Raw genomic sequence first — 19,164 nt, 5'->3', positions numbered from 1 at the left:
GATGAGATCCGTGCACGAAGGACAGGACGACCTCGTCCTCGGGGCGCTCGGCTCGCTGGGCAGCCGCGTCGACTGCGCCGGGTTCGGCCGCCTGGACCTGGAGGGTCCGCAGGTGCTGTGGCTGGTGGCGTCCGGCGCGGTGGACCTGTTCGCGGTGGACGCCGAGGAGCAGGGCCACTGGCACCACCTGGGCCGCCTGGAGGCGGGCTCGGTGCTGCTCGGTCCGGTCGCCGGTCCGCAGCACACGCTGGTCGCACGTCCGCTGCGGGACTGCGTGGTGCACCGCATCGGACTGCGCGAGCTGTACCAGCCGGCGAGCACGCAGACCTGGTCGTACGACGAGTACGGCAACCCCCAGTACGTACCGCCGGCGACGAGCCCGCTGGAGTACGCCCTCGCCCTCGGCGTGGGCCGCGGTCTGACCGTCCTCTTCCAGGCGCCGGTGGCGACCGGGCGGGCGGCCGCCCCCACCGACGACGACGTGTTCTGGATGCAGGTCCCGCCGGGCAGCGTGCAGTACGGGGCGCTGTACGGCGACGAGGCGGCCGCCGACCTGCTGATGGACCCCGCGCTGTGGCAGAGCATGGTCGACCAGCAGTACCGGCTGCTGACCACGCTGGACCGCTGGATCGAGCAGCTGGAGCGCACCCACGAGAGCCGTACCGCGGCCGGTATCAAGGCCGGAGAGGCGGTACGCGCCCAGGCCGACCGGACGCTGCTGGCCTCCATCGGCAAGCGGTCGGGGCAGCGCACCACGTCCGCCGACGCCGACGCCACGTACGCGGCGTGCAGGCTGGTCGCCGGCGCCGCCGGCATCCCGCTCGCCGAGCCCGCCCGGAACGGGACGGAGAGCGACCGGCTCGACCCGGTCGAGCGGGTCGCCGTCGCCTCACGCGTGCGCACCCGGACCGTGCGGCTGGACGGCCGCTGGTGGCGGGACGACGTCGGGCCGCTGGTCGGCCACCGGGCCCTGTCGGGCGCGCCCGTGGCGCTGCTGTGGCGGCGCGGCGGCTATGTGGCCGTGCATCCGGCGACCGGCCGGGAGACGCCGGTCGAGAAGGCGAACGCCGAGGAGTTCGAGCCGCGTGCGGTGATGTTCTACCGGCCGCTGCCCGAGCGCCGGCTCAGTCCGCTGCGGCTGCTGCGGTTCTGTATGCGGGGCACGCGCGGTGATCTGACCGGTCTGCTGCTCGCCGGCCTGGTGACGGTGGGGATCGGCGCGCTGGTGCCGATCGCCACCGGCAAGGTGCTCGGCGAGTTCGTGCCGAAGGCGCAGACCGGACTGATCGTGCAGGTATGTCTCGCGGTGATGCTGAGCAGTGTCGTCGCGGCCGCCTTCATGCTGCTGCAGAACCTCACCATCCTGCGGCTGGAGGGGCGGGTGGAGGCAACCCTCCAGCCCGCGGTGTGGGACCGGCTGCTGCGGCTGCCGACGAAGTTCTTCACCGAGCGCTCCACCGGTGAACTGGCCGGCGCGGCCATGGGCATCAGCGCGATCCGCAGACTGCTGGCGGGCGTCGGTCCGACGGTGGCCCAGTCGGTGACCGTCGGGGCGATGAACCTGGGACTGCTGCTCTGGTACAGCGTGCCCATGGCGCTCGCGGCGATCGGCATGCTGGTGGTCGTCGCCGCCGTGTTCCTGGGGCTGGGGCTGTGGCAGGTGCGCTGGCAGCGGCGGCTCGTCAAGCTCACCAACAAGCTGAACAACCAGGCGTTCCAGACGCTTCGCGGGCTCCCCAAGCTCCGGGTCGCGGCGGCCGAGAACTACGCGTACGCGGCGTGGGCGGAGCAGTTCGCGCACAGCCGGGAACTCCAGCAGCGTGCGGGGCGGATCAAGAACCTGAACGCGGTGCTCGGCGCGGTGTACCTGCCGCTGTGCACCCTGCTGATGTTCATGCTCCTGGCCGGTCCGGCGCGCGGTTCGATGTCGGCGGCCGAGTTCCTCACCTTCAACGCCTCGGTGACGATGCTGCTGACCTCGGTCACCCAGCTGACCGGCGCGTTCGTGTCGGCGGTGGCCGCGCTGCCGCTGTTCGAGGAGATCAGGCCGGTCCTGGACGCCACGCCCGAGGTCCGCACGGCGAGCACCCGGCCGGGTCCGCTGTCCGGGGCGCTCGAGGCGCGGCGGCTGTCCTTCCGGTACACCGACGACGGACCCCTGGTCCTGGACGACGTGTCGTTCGAGGCGCGGCCGGGGGAATTCGTGGCGGTCGTCGGTGCCAGCGGCTGCGGCAAGTCGACGCTGCTGCGGCTGCTCATCGGCTTCGACCGGCCGCTGTCGGGCAGCGTCCTGTACGACGGCCAGGACCTGGCCGCCCTCGACCAGTCCGCGGTGCGCCGGCAGTGCGGGGTGGTGCTCCAGCACGCGCAGCCGTTCAGCGGCTCGATCCTGGACGTGATCTGCGGCACCGAGCCGTACACGCCGGAGGAGGTGATGGCGGCGGCCGAGATGGCCGGGCTCGCGGAGGACATCAAGCGGATGCCGATGGGGCTGCACACGATCGTCTCGGGCAGTGGGGCGGTCTCCGGGGGCCAGCGGCAGCGGCTGATGATCGCCCAGGCGCTGATCCGCCGGCCGCGCATCCTCTTCTTCGACGAGGCGACCAGCGCCCTGGACAACGAGACGCAGCGCGCGGTGATCGAGTCCACCAAGGCCCTCGACGCCACCCGGATCGTCATCGCCCACCGCCTGTCCACGGTGCTCGACGCCGACCGCGTGATCGTGATGGAGGACGGCAGGGTCGCCCAGCAGGGCCCGCCCGCCGAGCTGCTCGCCGACACGGGCGGCCGGCTGCACGAGCTGGTGCGGCGGCAGCTGGCCTGACGGGCCGGAGCGCGGCCGGTACGCCCGGTTTCCGGCCGTACCGGCTCCGGGCCCGTTGGACCGCCGCCAAAATGGGTACCTGCGCCTTCATGCGTATCAGCGTGGTGGATGTGGGCTCGAAGACGGTCCGGCTCATGGTGGCGGACGCCGAGGGCGGGGTTCCGCTTCCGGTCCACACCGCGAAGTGGCGGCTGCGGCTGTCCGAGCAGGTCAAGCCCGGTGATCCGGTCCCCGAGGAGGCCGTGGAGCGGCTCGTGGAGGCGGTCACCGACGCGAACAGGACCGCGGCCCGCTGGGGAGCGGCTGACCCGCTGGCCTTCGCCACCGCCGTGGTGCGTGCCGCGCCCAACCGCCGGGAGGTGCTGCGCACCGTCCGCGCCCGCACGGGCACCGCCCTGTGCACCCTGCCGGGCGAGGTGGAGGCGGAGCTGACGTTCCTCGGGGCCCGGCGCTGGATGGGCTGGCGGGCCGGGCCCCTCGCCGTGCTCGACATAGGGGGCGGCTCCCTGGAGATCGCCTTCGGCCGCGGCCGGCTGCCCGACTTCGTCGCCTCGCTGCCGCTGGGGGCGGCGCGGCTGACCCACGAGTTCCTCGCGGGCGGCGAGGAGGCACCGCCACCGGAGCAGCTGCGGGCGCTGCGCCGCAAGGTACGCCATCAGCTGCGGGACGTCGCGGCGCGGATCCGCTGGGAGGGGCCCCGCACGGCGGCGGCCACCTCGCGGACCTTCCAGCAGCTCGGGCGGCTGTGCGGGGCGTCGCCGGGACGGCACGGGCCGTTCACGGAGCGGCAGCTGCGCTGCTCGGACCTGGGAGGGGCGATCGGCCGGCTGGCCGCTCTGTCCGCCGCCGAGCGGGCCCGGCTGCCCGGCATCTCCGCGCCGCGGGCGGCACAGAGCCTGGCCGGGGCGGTGGTCGGGCACACCGCGATGAAGCTGACCGGGCTGGAGACGGTCACGCTCTGTCCCTGGGCGATCCGCGAGGGCATCCTGCTGCGCCACATCGAGGACGGCCCGTCCTGGTGGGCGGAGGTCATCCGCCGCAACGACGAGGCGGCCACTCCGGCCCCCGTGCCCCTGCGTATCGCGACCACGCCCGGCTGACCCACCACGCGTGGCAGGGGCCGCTCCCGAGCCCGCGAGCACACGACCGAACAGTACGAGGAGAAGGAGACACCCGTGTCCCAGGACGGCGAGCGCACCCACGAGCAGCCCGAGACGGCCATCGAGGAGGTCCTGCGCGAGATCAAGGAGTCCAGGCCCCGCGACGCGGAGTCCGACGAGGCCGGGCGCCGAGGAGAGGCGGGGGACGCCACCTCGCCGAACACCGGGGCCCAGCGGGACGCCGAGGACGAGTGACGCGGGACCGCGCGCGGGCGGGGGTGCCGCCGCGGTGCGCGGGTACTCGCGACGCCATGGAGTACGACCACGAAGGACCACAGTTGCCGACGGCCCGGGGCCCGCTCTCCGCGGCCGTCGGCGCGTACCTGCTCGCAACGGGCCCGCTGCCCGGCCCGGAGGCCGTCGCCGCCGCACCGGCGTACGGAGACGACCTGCAGCTCGCCCTGTACCAGTGCTACGAGCTGCACTACCGGGGCTTCGCCGGCGTGTCCGCCGGCCTCGAGTGGGACCCGGACCTGCTGCGCGTGCGGGCCGCGCTGGAACACCGCTTCCTGTCCGCGCTGCGGGCCGGCACCCGGGTCCACGACAGCGTGGACGAGGCGGTCGGGGCGCTGCTCGTCGAGCCGGTCGACGGGAAGGGCGTCAGCCACTTCCTGCGGGACGAGGGCGAGTTGTGGCATCTGCGCGAGTACGCGGCCCAGCGCTCCCTGTACCACCTGAAGGAGGCCGACCCGCACGCCTGGGTGCTGCCGCGGCTGTCCGGGCGGGCGAAGGCGGCGATGGCGGCGGTGGAGTTCGACGAGCACGGCGGCGGCCGTGCGGACCGGGTGCACGCCCGCCTGTTCGCCGACCTGATGGCGGACCTGGGTCTGGACACGACGTACGGGCGCCATCTCGACGCGGCCTCCGCCGAGTGCCTGGCCACGGTGAACATGATGTCCCTGTTCGGCCTGCACCGTGCCCTGCGCGGCGCCCTGGTGGGCCATTTCGCGGCGGTCGAGATCACCTCGTCGCCGGGTTCCCGGCGGCTCGCCGAGGCGATGCGCCGCACCGGCGCGGGGCCCGCCGCCGCGTACTTCTACGACGAGCACGTCGAGGCCGACGCGGTGCACGAGCAGATCGTGCGCCATGAGGTGATCGACGGCCTGCTGGAGCAGGAGCCGCACCTCGCGGCGGACGTCGCCTTCGGCATCGACGCCACCGGGTACGTCGAGGACCGCTTCGGTGCCCGGCTGCTCGCCGACTGGCGGGCCGGCCGGTCGTCACTGCGCACCCGGCTGCCCGATCCGCCCCGCGAGCCCTCCGAAGCCGCCCATACTTCGTGACCACCGGGGTACGCGGGATCCGTGGATTTCATGGTGCTTCCGGGCGTCTACGCCCCTCAGGAGGACACCGCCCTGCTGGCGGGGGCGCTGTCCGACGAGTCGCTCCCACCGGACGCGGCCGTGCTCGACGTGGGGACCGGCTCGGGCGCCCTCGCCCTGGCGGCGGCACGGCGGGGCGGCCGGGTGACCGCGGTGGACGTGTCGTGGCGTGCGGTGTGCGCGGCCCGGATGAACGCCGCGCGGGCCGGGCTGCGGATCCGCGTCCGGCACGGAAACCTCTTCACCCCCGTGCGCGGTGAGTCGTTCGACCTCGTGCTGGCCAATCCGCCGTACGTACCGGCACCGGGCGGTGGCCGCCGGCCGCGCGGTGCGGCGCGGGCCTGGGACGCGGGCCACGACGGCCGGCTGGTCCTGGACCGGATCTGCCGGGAGGTCCCCGGCCTGCTGTGTCCGGGCGGTGTGCTGCTGCTGGTGCAGTCCGCGCTCAGCGATCCCGAGCGGACCGTCGGGCTTCTGCGCGAGGCCGGGCTGAAGGCCGCGGTGACCCGGAGGCAGCGGATCGCGTTCGGCCCCGTGGTGCGCGGACGGGAACGCTGGCTGCGCCAGCGCGGGCTGCTGTCCCTGACCGAGAACGAGGAGGAACTGGTGGTCGTCCGTGCAGAACTCCCCGTCTGACCCCCCGCGTCCGTCCGGTCCCGCGGGCTCCCCGCGCCGGGTCAGGGTCCAGCGCCGGGGGCCGCTGCTGGTGGAGGGCCCGGTGGAGGTGGAGCTGGAGGACGGGACGACGGTGTCGTCCGACCGCTTCCGGGTCGCGTTGTGCACCTGTCGTCGCAGTCGGCGCTACCCCTGGTGCGACACCAGCCACCGCTCCAGGTCGTCCGGCACCGGTGACGGTGCCGGGCCGGCGGTGAAGGACTGACGGCGTCGCGCCGTGGTTGCGGGGAGGACGGCGGACGGCCCCACTCCGTCCGCCGTCCCCGGTACGGGACCGCGGGTCCGTACGGCGGCGCTCGCACTCCCCAGTAGCGAGGCGCCGGTCACTCCGCACGGGTCGGGCGGTCCCGGTCCTCAGAACGTGAAGACGCTCGCGCTGCCCGCGTTCTTCACGCACTCGTTGGCGAAGGTGCGCTCGTAGGAGAGGTGCCGGCCCTGCCAGACGCCGTCGACGGTGACGACGACGGGCGCGTACTCCCGGGTGCACAGCACGCCGGAGTCGGTGGTCAGCGCGTCGAAGTCGCCACCCGCGGCCCGCAGTTCCGCGCAGGCGAGGTCGGGGGCGGGGTGGGTACCGGAGGCCTTCGGGGCACAGGTCAGGGTGACCGCGCGTACGGGTGCGGCGGTGGCAGCGCTCTCTCCGTGCCCCACGGTCAGCACGAGGGCCGAGGGGGCGTGGAGCGACGCGGGGGCGGTGGCCGGGGAGGCGAGGGAGGCCCCGGCGAGGGGCCCGCAGACGGCGGTCGCCGTCAGGCCCAGAGTCGCTGCCCAGCGCGCGGTGTTCCGCATTGTGTGCATCCTTCCGCTCGATATGAGGGTGTCGCCGGCCCGGCTCGGTCGGTGCCGGAACGGCGAGCGCGAGTCTGCCGAGTCCGGCGCCGAAACTCATCTCGACCCCATGGATTTCGGTAACCTTGCGTATTGAATCAGTGGCGTGAAGTCACAGAATTCGAACGTTCCAAGTCCGGAACGGGGCGGTTCTTGATCGGTCCTTCAGGCCCGAACTGGCCGAATGGCGTGATCCGCACGTTCGTCAATAGGCCTGAAACACCCCTGTAACAGATCCGTTCCCCCCAGCGGCCGGCCTCGGCACACTCACCGGTACGGTGCCGGCGGCGCGAGCTCGACGACGCGAGGCGGAACCCGGGGAGGGCGGGCGGCGCCGCTGACGGCTGCACCGCGCGCCACCGGTGCCACCCGCGGGTCCGTGCCGGTCGCCCCACGCGGCGCAAGCCGCCCATCCTGTGGCAGCCCCGCGCCTTGTGCGGGGACCCACCGCGCACCGGACCGGGCCCGGCCCTCTCAGCTGCCCGGCAGCTCCACCCGCCGCGTGTCCGGCGCGCCCGTGCCCGCGACCGACAGGGCACCCTCCGCCGTCGGTACCGGCTCGGTCCGCCAGCGCTGGCCGTCGGAGCCGTCACGCACCTTCACCACGAGGTCGGCGTCCGCGGTGACGGTGGTGGCGGCGAGGGCGAGCCGCTGCTGCCGGCGCGGCACCAGCTCTCCCCGTCCGGTCAGGTCGTAGCGCACGTCGTCGCCGCGCCCGGTGCCCCCGTCGGCGCAGGTACCGAGAACGACGACTCCGGCGTCGGCCTGCGAGTCCAGACACAGCCCCGGGTCGGCGACGCTGCGCAGCAGTCCGTCGTCCTCGTGGGTCCACTGCTGGGTCCACGCCTCGGAACACACCGCCAGCCGGGCGCCCGTCCCCGCCTTCGGCTCTCCCCGGACGTCGAGGCAGAGGTCCGCGGCGGCGTTGCGCAGCCGCGTGCGGTCCACCGCCGCGGGGGCCCCGGCCACAGCACCGGGTGGTTTCGGACGGCTGGTCGCGGACGCCACGCCGTCGCCCCCGGCGACGCCGGTGGAGGCGGCCGGATCGGCGCCACCGCCGTCGTACGACCACACGCTCACCACGAGCACGATCGCCGTCACCGCGGCCGAGGCCGCGCCGACCTGCCTGAGCGCCGACCGGCCGGAGCGCGGCCGGCCCGGGGCCCGGCGTACGGGCGCGGGAATCCGGGCCGGCAGCCCCGGGCGTCCGCCTCGGTGCCGGGCGGCGCCCTTGGCGAGGGTTCCCGGCGTCCCGCGCCCCGGACGGGAGTCCAGGTAGCGCCGGGCCCCCCAGCCGAGTACCGCTTCGGCGATCAGGGGCCCCGGCTCGCCTTTGAAGTGGCCGAGTTGTTCGGCCGCGTGCCGGCAGTGCCGGCAGCCCGTCAGGTGCTCGCGGACATCCGGCAGCAGGGCGCCGCCGCGGCGAATCGGAACGTCGAGGAGGCGACCGTGGAAGCGGCAGTCCTGAGTCGGCGCCAACTGGCCGTGGGCGTGCAGACAGCCCTCGCGGAACTTCTCACGCGCCTGGTCGAGCGTGACCGACGCGGTGCCGGTATCCATGCCCAGCAGACCGGCCGGGACACTGATGCACTCACCCTCGACTTCCGTGTGCCACAGCAAACAACGGGCCGGTCCAGGAAGTGACGCGAATGCCCGCGCGGCCAGCACGCGGTTCTCCGGGGGCAGGGACTTCGCCGCCCGCACACCGCGTCCGCCGGCGGGTTTGAGCAACTGCGGGAGAACACCGGATATCCCGTCGTCGGCGGACCACTGCCGAACGGTGTCCCGTACGGCCACCAGCAGCCGCGGACGCAGTGCGGTGGCGGGCTCCCCCTGGGCGAGCCGGTCCAGCACCCGGCGCCAGGCGGCGGCGGTGACCATGTCGGTGACCTGGCCCGACGTGGCGAGGCAGATGGTCGCGTAGTCGTGGGCGGGCTGCCAGTGGCGCGCCATCAGCAGCGCGGCGGCCTGGGCGGCCGCGCTCTGGGGGCCGTCCCTCAGCCGCGCGGCCAGGAACTCGTCGGACTCCCCGGGATCCTCGCCGGACGGCGGGTACACGGGTCGAGGAGGGTGGGGGGTGGGCACTGAGACGTTTCCTTCCCACGCGCATGCGACGCAGCGGTTCCGGTCGCCGGAAAACACCCTGATGGGTATGTACCTTCTGAGTGCGGTGCGGAGAGCATGCATTCGCCATGGCGAAATCGGGCCTGGCTCGTCCAGGCGCGTGCGAGACCCGGCCTCACCCCCCGCACGGGTGCTTCACTCTGGCACAACCACTCATGGTCAACAAGGAGAACCGGCAACACGAGCCCTGTTGGGAAGAAGGCCGGATCACCCGGAAACTCGTGCGGCTCGCGGCGGCTTTCACCTTTCTCCCCGCGCCCCGCGCCCCGCGCGCACCACGTGCACACACCGGTGCGGCGGGCACGCTCCCGGCAGGCGCCCTGACGCGGTGGGCCGGCGGCCTGACGCGGTGGGCCGGCGGCGGCCCCCCGGGGTTCAGATCTGCCAGGAACGCAGCCGGTCGGCCGCCCCGTAGACGTCGGCCCCGCCGGACATCAGGTCGCGCGCGAGGTCGACCAGGGCGCCGTAGGGCGGGTCGATACCGACGCCGCTGGCGTACATGTAGGCCACGGCCGTCGCGCAGGCGAAGCGGGCGTTGGCCGAGGGCAGCGGCTTGAGCACGGCAAGGGTGTGCAGCAGGGCCGCGGCCCGCCAGGCGGGGTCGGAATCCACCCCCAGGCGGGGCGGGTCGACGCGGTGCCGGGCGACGGCGGCGACGAGCGCGGAGAAGTCGTTGATGGTGGGCTGCTCCGGCAGCACTTCCTCGTGGCGCTGGAGCAGCCAGGGCACGTCGATGTGCAGGACCGCTGCCATGGGTCAGGCGGCCCGCCCCTCGCCCCCGAGGGGCGGTGGTTCGTCGTCGGGGAAGGCGGCCGCGAACTCGTCGGCGTGGGCCGAGAAGAACCGGCGGAAGGCCGCCGCCCCCTCCTGCAGCGCCCGGTGCCGGGCTATGTCGGCGGCGGCGGCCTCCCGCACGAGCGCCTTCATCGACGTACCGCGTTCCTTGGCGATCTGCCGCAGGTCCTCGAGCTCGCGGTCGCTGAACTCCACGTTCAGAGCTGGCATGCCTCCCACGGTACCGCGAGGGTACCGAATCGTAAATAGCCGCAGGTCAAAGCGACATTGCGTGGGTACCGCGGGAGGCGGTGCCGGTGGTCGTGCGGTCAGCCCTGGTCCGCCACGAAGGAGGCCATCCGGGCCAGTGCGGCGTTCCAGTTGATGGTGTGCTCGTTGGTCGACCAGGACTGGATGTCGTCGATGAAACAGAACTGGGCGACGCAGCCCTGGAGTTTGCTCTGGGCGTAGGGGTCCTGGATGTTCGAGTTCGGTCCGCCGGACAGGGTGCCGTCGGGCGGGGCCGGCAGCGACGGGTCGAGCTGCTTGGCGTACCAGCGGCTGTGCTGGTTGTGCGCGCTGACCTCGCCGTAGCCGGTGACGTACGACATGTTCAGCGCATTGCGGCCCAGGATGTAGTCCATGCTCTGGAGCGCGCCGTCACGGTACTTCGAGGAGCCGGTGATGTCGTAGGCGGTGGCGAGGACGACCGCGTTGTTGAGGATCTGGTGGCTGGAGCCCCAGTCGTAGACGTTGCCCTCGGGGGCGTAGGGCATGCCGTACGGATGCGCCTTGAGCGTGGCCAGGTACCGGTCGGCTCCCCGGACGACGGAGCGGCGGACCTTGTCCCGGCCGGGGAGCCGGTTCGGGACGGTCGCCAGGTCCAGGCGGGCCGCCGCCGCGGTGCGCGCCCAGTCGAAGCCGAGCGGGCCGAAGATGTCGGCGGTGTGGACCGGGGAGTTCAGCACGTACTCCTTGAAGTCCCGCTCCCCCGTCGTCAGGTACAGCTCGGCCGCCGCCCAGTAGAACTCGTCCTCGACCTGACTGTCGGGGTAGGCCCCGCCGCCGATGCCGTCGCTCTCGTCGGCGAGCACGTCCGGGTGGGCCAGGGCCGCCGCCCAGGCCTCGCGGGCCGCGTCGAGCGCCTTCGCGGCGAACTCCCGGTCGTAGGGACGGTAGAGACGGGCCGCCTGCGCCGCCGTCGCCGCCAGGTTGAGGGTCGCGGCGGTGGTCGGCGGGTGCAGTTCGCGCTTCTGCGGGTCGTCGCTGGGCAGCAGCGGCAGCCCGGTCCACGCCTCGTCGTGGATCTTGTGGTGGGCCATGCCGGCCAGCGGCTGCCCGTCCGGCACCTGCATCTTCAGCAGGAAGTCCAGCTCCCAGCGGACCTCGTCGAGGAGGTCCGGCACCTTGTTCCCGCTCTCGGGGATGTCGAGGGTGCCGTCGCCGAGCTTGGACGGCTCGCCCGTGCGGGCGTGCAGCGAACGCTCGTAGGTGCTGAGCAGCTCCCAGGTGGAGATGCCGCCGTTGACCACGTACTTGCCGTGGTCGCCCGCGTCGTACCAGCCGCCTGAGACGTCGAGGGTGTAGTCGCACACGCCCGGCTGGCAGGGCACCTCGGTGTCGCCCTGGTTGGGTGCCACGCCCACGTGTCCGGCGGGGCGGGCGTAGCCGGGGCGCAGCTCGCCGCTGATCGGGGTGCCGCTGCGCTGCGTGTAGTAGTACTTCGCGGAGTCGGTGCGCAGCCGCTCGTAGGCGGCCGTGCCGATGTCGAACGGGCGGCTGGTCTCCCCGTCGGCGACCAGCGTGTAGCCCTCCCCGCGCTTCTTGTGGCGGCCGAAGTCGATCGAGTGGACGTTCTGCCCGGAGGAGGCGTCCACGCCGCGCGGCGTGCTCCAGCCGTGGGCGACGACCCGTCCGCGGTCGTTCTTCAGCTGCCAGGGCAGGCGCGAGGTCGCGTCGGTGACCAGCGTGGCGTTCTTCGGGCCGGACGGCAGGTAGCCGACCTGGTTCACCCGGACCCGCGGCCCGGTGTCCGGCACGTACGGCTCCGGGGCCACGCCGCCCAGCAGGGACACGTCGTCCACGCAGAACCGCCAGGCGTCGGGCGTGCCGCCGAGCTGGAAGCCGACCTGGCCCTGGGTGGTGTCGACGGGTGAGGTGAAGGTGTACGAGTAGGTGTTGCCGGAGACGCTCAGCTGCGGGCTGACCTCGTGGTACGTGTCGTACGGGGACACCGACAGGCCCACGATCGCCCGGACCACGTGGTCGGCGGGTGTGCCGGTCGCGGTGAAGGAGAACTTGTACGACTCCCCCGCGACGAGGGTGATGCCGTTCTGGCCGACGGCGGCGTCCCAGCGGTTGGCGGTGCCGCCGGGGGCGTCGGCGCACAGCCGGCCGTCGGACACGGCCGCGGTGACGTTGCTGCTCGTCCACCAGGAGTCGGTGCCGTTGTCGAAGGTGCCGTTCTTGACCTGCTCGGTCTCCTCGGCTCCGGCCGGGGCGGCGGGCAGCGCGGTGACGGCCGCCGCCAGGAGGGCGGTCAGGGAGACGAGGGCGGTTCTGCGTCGTGTCGGGCGTTGCGTCAGGCGTCTTGTCACGTCCGGGCTCCTCGGGGGAGGTACGGGTGGCGCGCTCGATCATGGGATATGGGAGCGCTCCCAAAAGCGGTCGCAGGACATGCTTGTGGGAGACATGACATTCCGTCAACGGTCCGGACGGGACTCGACCGGACCGGTTTCCCGTCCGGACCGTGTCACCGGCACCTCAGGCGGCGGGTGCTTCCAGCCGGCTGATGCGGAACGCCCCCTCCACCTCGTCGGGGTGGCGGCTGGTCAGCATGAGGCGGACGCGGGAGCCGCGCAGCGCGTCGAAGGTGACGACGGTGGGCACGTCGGACTCGGAGGCCCAGTCGGTCCGCACCCCCTGAGCCGCTCGCCAGACGCGGCCGTCCCAGACGGCGACCTCGATCGCGGCGGGCAGACTGTGCGTGGCGTCCACCGTGAAGGAGACCTCGATCCGGTCGTAGGTGCGCCTGCGGCCGTGGTCGACCGAGACCCAGTCCTCGGCGCGAGCCCCGTCGAACGCGGGCAACAGGGCGGTGGCCGCCTTGTGGAAGCCGTTGGACCATCCCGTCGCCGGGTCACCGTCGAGCATGGCGGCCGGGAGCGTGTCGGGGCGGCCGGAGTAACTCGCGTCCGCGTGCGGGTGGTCCACGGGCGCGGGGTGCCCGGGCCGGAACTCCTGGGCGGGCGTCGTGGCGCGGGTCGCGGCCCGGCGGGCGCGTACGGTCGCCGTGTCCGTGCGCAGCCCGTCCGCCCGGGCCGTCACCCGCACCGTGCCCGGCCGGGTGCCGGACCGCACGATGGCGAGGGCCTTGCCGTGGAAGGCGGTGCGGGTACTGGCCTGGTAGCGCTCGGCGCTCTCCTGGCGGCCGTTGTCGAGTCCGGCGAGGGAGCCGCCCGCGACCTCGAAGGAGATCGGATGCTCGGCGCCGGGCACCACGACGCCGCGCCGGTCGACCACCTCTGCGGTCACGAAGACCAGGGAGCGGCCGTCGGCGGCCACGCTCCCGCGGTCCGGGGTGAGGCGCACGGCGTGCGGCGCCCCCGCGGTGCGCAGGACGTCGGTGGCGACCACCCTGCCGTCCCGCCGGGCGACGGCCTTCAGCTCGCCCGCCTCGAAGGGCACCTTCCAGGTCAGGTGGAGCTTGCCCGCGCTGCCGTTCGGGCTGGTGTAACTGCCGGGGTAGGGGCCGTCGGTGAAGGTCTTGTCGTCGCCGGTGGCCTCGGTGGTCTCCAGGTACGTCCGGCCGTCGACCGTCTTCTTCGTGTCGAACGTCCGGGTGCCGAGGGACTTCCCGTTCAGGAACAGCTCGACGGTGTCGACGTTGGCGTACGCCCAGACCTCGACGGTGTCGCCCTCGCGGTGGTTCCAGCCGGCGGGAAGCAGGTGGACCATCGGTTCGTCCGTCCACTGGCTCCGGAACAGGTGGTACATGTCCTTCGGGAAACCGGCGGTGTCGACCGCGCCGAAGAAGGACGCCTTGACCGGGAAGACGTCGTACGGCGTCGGTTCGCCGATGTAGTCGATGCCGGACCACAGGAACTGGCCGGCGAACCACTTCCGGTCCCGGTCCTTCTTGTGGCCGTACTCACCGCTCATGGTCCAGGAGGCGAGGTTGTTGTCGTAGGAGGAGGTGGCCCGGCGTCCCGGGGTGTGATTCTCGCCGGTGTTGAGGTGTTCGGGCTCCTGGTAGGTACCCCGCGTGGAGGTCTCGGAGGACGACTCGGACTCGAAGAGGAAGAGGTGCGGGTAGGCCGCGTGCAGGTCGTCCACCGACTTGGCGGTGTTGTAGTTGAGGCCGAGTCCGTCCAGTTTGGCCAGCATCAGGTCGGCGGCGGAGCCCTTGGCGGGCATCCGGCGGTACTTGTCGGAGCCGATGACCAGCGGTCGGGTGTCGTCTGCGGCGCGGATGGCGTCGATGATCCGGTCGGCCATGGCGAGTCCGGCGGTGGAGGTGGAGTCGGGGACCTCGTTGCCGATGGACCACATGACGACGGCGGGCGAGTTGCGGGCCGCCAGCACCATCTCGGTGGCGTCCTTCTCGCCCCACTCGTCGAAGAACCGGCCGTAGTCGTAGCGGTTCTTGCCGGTGCGCCAGCAGTCGAAGGCCTCCACCAGCATGATGATGCCCATCTCCTCGCAGACCTCGATCATCTCGGGCGCGGGCGGGTTGTGGGAGGTGCGGAAGGCGTTGACGCCCATCGACTTCATGATGGTCATCTGGCGGCGGATCGCGTCGACGCTGACGGCGGCGCCGAGCGCGCCGAGGTCGTGGTGCAGGTCGACGCCCTTGATCTTGGCGTACCTGCCGTTGAGGTGGAAGCCCTCCTCGGGGTCGACGTGGAAGGTGCGGATGCCGAACGGGGTGCGGTAGGTGTCGACGGTCCGCCCGCCGACGCGCAGTTCGGTGTGGAGGGTGTAGCGGTGCGGGTCGGCGAAGTCCCACATCCGGGGGCGGGTGACCGTGAGTTCGTGGATCTCGCTCGACTCGCCGGTGACGTCCGCCGTGGAGGCGGCGCGGGCGACCGTGCGTCCGCCGGCGTCCTTGACCGTCGACCTGATCTCGACCTCGCGCGCGGTGCCCGAGACGTTGACGACGGACGTCTCCACCCGGACGACGGCGCGCTCGTCGCTCACCCGCGGCGTGGTGACGTACGTGCCCCAGCGCCGTACGTGCACCGGTCCGGTGACGACCAGGCGGGCCTCGCGGTAGATGCCGCTGCCCGAGTACCACCGGCTGCTCGGCAGCCGGTTGCGCACCCGGACCGCGAGGACGTTCTCGGTGCGGCCGTCGGTGTGCACCAGGTCGGTGAGGTCGAGGGCGAAGCCGGTGTAGCCGTAGGGGTGGCGGCCGGCCTCCCGGCCGTTGCAGTGGACGACGGCGTCCATGTAGACACCGTCGAACTCGACCGAGATCCGCTGGCCGGCGACGGCGGCCGGCAGGGTGAAGGCGAGGCGGTACCAGCCGAGTCCGCCCGGCAGGAAGCCGGTACCGCTGGTCGTGCCGTGCTCGGTGGTGGGCGTCTGCTCGATGCTCCAGTCGTGCGGGACGGCGACCTCGCGCCACGCCGAGTCGTCGTGGGCGGGGTCGGCGGCGTCGGTCGGGTCCTCGGCCGCTCCGTCGGGGTCGACCAGCCGAAAGCGCCAGCCGTCGCGCAGGGCTACGGTACTGCGGCCCGTACCGCTCCCCGCCGGGTCCGCGGCCCACGCCGACGGGGCTCCCAGCACTGCCCCGGCCGCCGGCGCCGCGGCGGAGGCGATCAGAACCGATCTGCGTGTGACCGTCATGACGGATCTCCTTCGTCAAGCTCATCAAGGCTCAGAAGTACTCACAACTGATCGCGAACAAACAGATTCTGACGCTGTGCCACATGCGACCGTCAAGACTACGGAAAGCTCTTTCTGTCCCGGGCGGCCCAGCCTTCGGGGGACCCGAGTGCCCAGGGAACGGTCACGGGCCCAGTGGTTCGGGTCCGCACGGAGCGCGGACGCACTAGGCTGGGGCCAGGTGACGCGCTGTTCACCGTGGGTGTGCGCAATGGAGTGGCGACGATGAGTCCGGTCAACCCGTTCGACGATGCCGCCACGGCCCGCGCAGTGATCGACGACTCGGGCACCCTGCGGGAGTGGAACGAGGGCGCCCGCCTGCTGCTGGGCCACCGGGCCGCGGACGTCGTGGGACGCCCCGCCGCAGGACTGCTGGCCGACGGCGACGGCGACCCCCTCCCCGGCCCCGGCGACGAGCGCTGGAACGGCACCCTGGCGCTGCGGCACGGCGACGGACACACCGTGTCCGTGTGGGTGCTCGCTCACCACAGGCCGTCGCAGGGCGGCGGCCCGGGCACGTGGCTCGCCGTCGCCCCGCCGGCGGCCGGTCCCGACCGTCCGGACGACGCGCTGGTCAGAGCAGCCCTCACCCAGTCCCCCTGCGCCACGATGATCTTCGACGACCGGCTCCGGCTGCGCGGCATCAACGACGTCATGGCACAGCTCCTCGGTCTCCCCGCGGACCGCGTCCGCGGTCTGCGGCCCACCGACATCGGCAGCAAGCGGCAGAACAGGGAACTCGAACAGCACATGCGGCAGGTACTCGCCACCGGCCGCCACCACGACATGCACACCCACCTCAAGGCCACCGGCGAGAGCCGCGCCCACGCGTGGCACGCCGCCATCGCGCCCCTCACCGACGCCGACGGGCAGGTGCGCGGCGTCTGTGTGAGCGCCCACGACTTCACCGAGCAGCACCTCGCCAGGGAGCGGTTGCAACTGGTCAACGAGGCCAGCGTGCGCATCGGCACCACGCTCGACGTCACCCGCACCGCCCAGGAACTGGCGGACGTGTGCGTTCCCACGCTCGCCGACTTCGTGAGCGTCGACCTGCTGGACCCTCAGGAGCACGGCGGTGAGCCCGCCGCCGTGTCGGCACCGCCGGTGGGTCTGCGCCGTGCGGCCCACCAGTCGGTCAACCCGGGCTGCCCGGAGGCGGTGGCCGAGCCGGGCCGACTCGACGTCTACCCGGCCGGCTCGCCCCAGGCCGAGTGTCTGGTCGCGGGACGCGCGATCGTGGCAGCGGTGCCCCGCGGCGACCTGGAACGGTGGCGGGAGTGGGATCCCGTACGCGTCCGCCGGGTCGAGGAGTGCGGCATCCACTCCACGATGTCCGTACCGCTCCAGGCCCGCGGCACCACGCTCGGCGTCGCGGTCTTCACCCGGTTCCGGCGGCCCTGGTCCTTCACGGACGACGACCGGCTGCTGGCCGAGGAGGTCACCGCCCGCGCCGCCGTCTGCATCGACAACGCCCGCCGCTACTCCCGGGAGCGCGAGACGACCCTGACCCTGCAGCGGAGCCTGCTCCCCCGCTGGCTGCCGCCCACCGCCGCGGTGGAGGCGGCCTCCCGCTACCTCCCGGCGGCCCGCTCGGGGGTCGGCGGCGACTGGTTCGACGTCATCCCGCTGTCCGGGATGCGGGTCGCCATGGTCGTCGGGGACGTCGTCGGCCACGGTATCCAGGCCTCGGCCACCATGGGCCGCCTGCGCACCGCCGTCCGCACCCTCGCCGACATCGACCTGACGCCCGACGAACTGCTCACCCACCTCGACGACCTGGTCGTCCGGCTGTCCGAGGAGTCCGGTGACGACGGCGCCGGCGAGGTCGGCGCGACCTGCCTGTACGCGGTGTACGACCCGGTGTCGCGGCGTTGCACCCTGGCCCGCGCCGGGCACCCGGAGCCGGTGCTGGTACCCCCGGACGGCCCGCCCCAGCAGGTCGAGCTCCCCTCCGGGCCGCCCTTGGGCGTGGGCGGGCTGCCGTTCGAGTCCGCCGAACTGGAACTGCGCGAGGGCAGCGTGCTGGCCTTCTACACCGACGGGCTGGTCGAGAGCCGCGACCGGGACGCCGACGCCGGCCGGGCGCTGCTGCGCGAGACCCTGGCGGCCGCCGCCGGCTCCCTGGACGCGACCGGCGACCGGGTGCTGCACGCCCTGCTCCCGCCCGGCGGCGCCGCCGACGACGCGGCCCTGCTGCTGGCCCGTACCCGGGGACTGCCCGCGGGCCAGGTCGCCACCTGGGACATCCCGGCCGATCCGTCACTGGTCGCCCCCGTCCGCAAACAGGTCGTCGAGCAACTGTCCTCCTGGGCCCTGCTGGAGTCGTCCTTCACCGCCGAGCTGGTGGTGAGCGAGCTGGTCACCAACGCCATCCGGTACGGCTCCTCGCCCATCCGTCTGCGGCTGATCCACGACACGGCCACGTTGATCTGCGAGGTCTCCGACACCAGTCACACCGCGCCGCATCTGCGCCGGGCCAAGACCTGGGACGAGGGCGGGCGGGGTCTGCTGCTGGTGGCCCAGCTCACCCAGCGCTGGGGCAGCCGGCACACGGCCGAGGGCAAGACGATCTGGGCTGAGCTGGGACTGCTCGACGAGGAGTGAGGCGGGGCGGCACGCCCCCGTGTCCGAAGGTCGTACGCCCCCGTCTCCGGACGTCGTGCGCCCCCCGTGTCCGGACATCATGGGCCCCCGTGTCCCGACGTCGCACGCCCCCTCGTGCCCAGACGTCGTGCGCCCCTCGTTTCCCGCACCGTGCGGCGGGACACTCGAAGGCACAGGGCGTACGGTGCCGCCGCACGGGGCGGGCCGTGCGCGAGAAGCTGACGGCAGTGTGGAGAAGCGATGGCGAACACGTCCCCACCCGTACGCCGCACGGCCCTGCTCGCGAGCGCCGTCGCGCTCCTCGGCCTGCTGAACGCCTGCGGCAGCGAGAGCAGTACGTCGAGCGCCCCACAACCCACCAAGGCTCCCCGCACGACCGGCCCGGACACCGGTGGCGGCATCCGGACCGCCCCGGCGGTCACCACCGCGCCCAGCGACACCGCGGGATCGGCCTCCGCCTCCGCACGAACCGACGGCCGCTGCCACACCTCCGAGCTGCGCGCCGCCGTCGGCCGCGTCGACCCGGGGGCCGGGCAGCGGAACTTCCCGATCGTGCTGACCAACGCCTCCGAGCGCACCTGCACCCTGTACGGCTATCCGGGCGCCGCCTTCGTGGACGCGTCCGGTGCGCAGCTGGGCCCGGACCCCGAACGCGCGCCCGCCTCCCCCGCGACGGTCACGCTGACACCGGGCAGCAGCGCGTGGGCCGGGCTGTCGTTCTCCAGCCCGCAGATCAGCGGCGCCCGCACCGCGACTCCTGCGGCGCTGCTCGTCACCCCGCCGGACGAACGGACCCCGATCGAGGTCGAGTGGACGGCCGGTGAGGTCCCGGTGGGCGGCAACGAGTCGTCGGTGTCCGTCACCGCCCTGGACGCCGGAACCGGTCCCTAGAAGACTGATGAAGATCTTGCTGAGGGGCTGTCCGGCCGGAGGCCGGGCGGCCCCTTTGGTCATCCGGTGGCCA

General features: G+C 73.2%; 14 protein-coding genes. 8 read left to right on the top strand and 6 right to left on the bottom strand.

Translation table 11 applies throughout. The features are described from left to right. Position 1 precedes the first annotated feature (1 nt). From ACP4IX_RS28465 to ACP4IX_RS28440, 6 genes are all read left to right on the top strand, one after another. Positions 2–2,824 carry an NHLP bacteriocin export ABC transporter permease/ATPase subunit gene (locus ACP4IX_RS28465; RefSeq protein WP_426557337.1) on the top strand — a complete coding sequence of 941 codons (2,823 nt, stop codon included), beginning with the start codon at positions 2–4 and terminating at the stop codon, positions 2,822–2,824. Between the two features lie 89 nt (positions 2,825–2,913). Beyond that, a complete protein-coding gene (locus tag ACP4IX_RS28460) occupies positions 2,914–3,924 on the top strand; it encodes a Ppx/GppA family phosphatase (protein WP_426519072.1) in 1,011 nt (336 codons plus the stop codon). Between the two features lie 75 nt (positions 3,925–3,999). Then, the gene (locus ACP4IX_RS28455; protein WP_426519074.1) at positions 4,000–4,179 is read left to right on the top strand and encodes a hypothetical protein; all 180 of its coding nucleotides are present in this window, start codon (positions 4,000–4,002) and stop codon (positions 4,177–4,179) included. Positions 4,180–4,235: 56 nt separating this feature from the next. Further along, positions 4,236–5,267 carry an iron-containing redox enzyme family protein gene (locus tag ACP4IX_RS28450; protein ID WP_426557335.1) on the top strand — a complete coding sequence of 344 codons (1,032 nt, stop codon included), beginning with the start codon at positions 4,236–4,238 and terminating at the stop codon, positions 5,265–5,267. Positions 5,268–5,297: 30 nt separating this feature from the next. Continuing rightward, a complete protein-coding gene (locus ACP4IX_RS28445; RefSeq protein WP_426557400.1) occupies positions 5,298–5,942 on the top strand; it encodes a HemK2/MTQ2 family protein methyltransferase in 645 nt (214 codons plus the stop codon). Continuing rightward, on the top strand, positions 5,923–6,186 hold the full coding sequence (locus ACP4IX_RS28440; protein WP_426519078.1) for a CDGSH iron-sulfur domain-containing protein: 264 nt from the start codon (positions 5,923–5,925) through the stop codon (positions 6,184–6,186). Before ACP4IX_RS28445 ends, ACP4IX_RS28440 begins: the two co-directional genes overlap by 20 nt. 149 nt (positions 6,187–6,335) lie before the next feature. Here the strand turns inward: ACP4IX_RS28440 and ACP4IX_RS28435 are convergent, their stop codons facing one another. From ACP4IX_RS28435 to ACP4IX_RS28410, 6 genes are all read right to left on the bottom strand, one after another. After that, the gene (locus ACP4IX_RS28435) at positions 6,336–6,770 is read right to left on the bottom strand and encodes a protease inhibitor (RefSeq protein ID WP_426519080.1); all 435 of its coding nucleotides are present in this window, start codon (positions 6,768–6,770) and stop codon (positions 6,336–6,338) included. 513 nt (positions 6,771–7,283) lie between these two features. Continuing rightward, entirely contained in the window at positions 7,284–8,894 is a 1,611-nt protein-coding gene (locus tag ACP4IX_RS28430; RefSeq protein ID WP_426557333.1) for an RICIN domain-containing protein, read from the bottom strand. A gap of 414 nt (positions 8,895–9,308) precedes the next feature. Continuing rightward, positions 9,309–9,686 (bottom strand): toxin Doc, encoded by a 378-nt coding sequence (locus tag ACP4IX_RS28425; protein WP_426519084.1) that lies wholly within the window; start codon positions 9,684–9,686, stop codon positions 9,309–9,311. A 3-nt stretch (positions 9,687–9,689) separates the two neighbouring features. Continuing rightward, positions 9,690–9,938 (bottom strand): hypothetical protein, encoded by a 249-nt coding sequence (locus ACP4IX_RS28420; protein ID WP_426519086.1) that lies wholly within the window; start codon positions 9,936–9,938, stop codon positions 9,690–9,692. A 98-nt stretch (positions 9,939–10,036) separates the two neighbouring features. After that, positions 10,037–12,292, bottom strand: coding sequence for a glycoside hydrolase family 9 protein (locus ACP4IX_RS28415; RefSeq protein ID WP_426557398.1), 2,256 nt, complete (start codon positions 12,290–12,292; stop codon positions 10,037–10,039). A gap of 178 nt (positions 12,293–12,470) precedes the next feature. Further along, the gene (locus ACP4IX_RS28410) at positions 12,471–15,557 is read right to left on the bottom strand and encodes a glycoside hydrolase family 2 TIM barrel-domain containing protein (protein WP_426557331.1); all 3,087 of its coding nucleotides are present in this window, start codon (positions 15,555–15,557) and stop codon (positions 12,471–12,473) included. Between the two features lie 264 nt (positions 15,558–15,821). Here ACP4IX_RS28410 and ACP4IX_RS28405 point away from each other — a divergent pair, with 264 nt between their 5' ends. Further along, on the top strand, positions 15,822–18,200 hold the full coding sequence (locus ACP4IX_RS28405) for a SpoIIE family protein phosphatase (protein ID WP_426519090.1): 2,379 nt from the start codon (positions 15,822–15,824) through the stop codon (positions 18,198–18,200). Positions 18,201–18,440: 240 nt separating this feature from the next. Continuing rightward, the gene (locus tag ACP4IX_RS28400) at positions 18,441–19,091 is read left to right on the top strand and encodes a DUF4232 domain-containing protein (RefSeq protein ID WP_426557329.1); all 651 of its coding nucleotides are present in this window, start codon (positions 18,441–18,443) and stop codon (positions 19,089–19,091) included. Positions 19,092–19,164: the final 73 nt, after the last annotated feature.

This window comes from Streptomyces sp. WG5 (assembly GCF_049974565.1).
In the GTDB taxonomy this organism is placed as follows: Bacteria; Actinomycetota; Actinomycetes; order Streptomycetales; family Streptomycetaceae; genus Streptomyces.
This window is presented reverse-complemented; position numbering and strand designations above follow the sequence as displayed.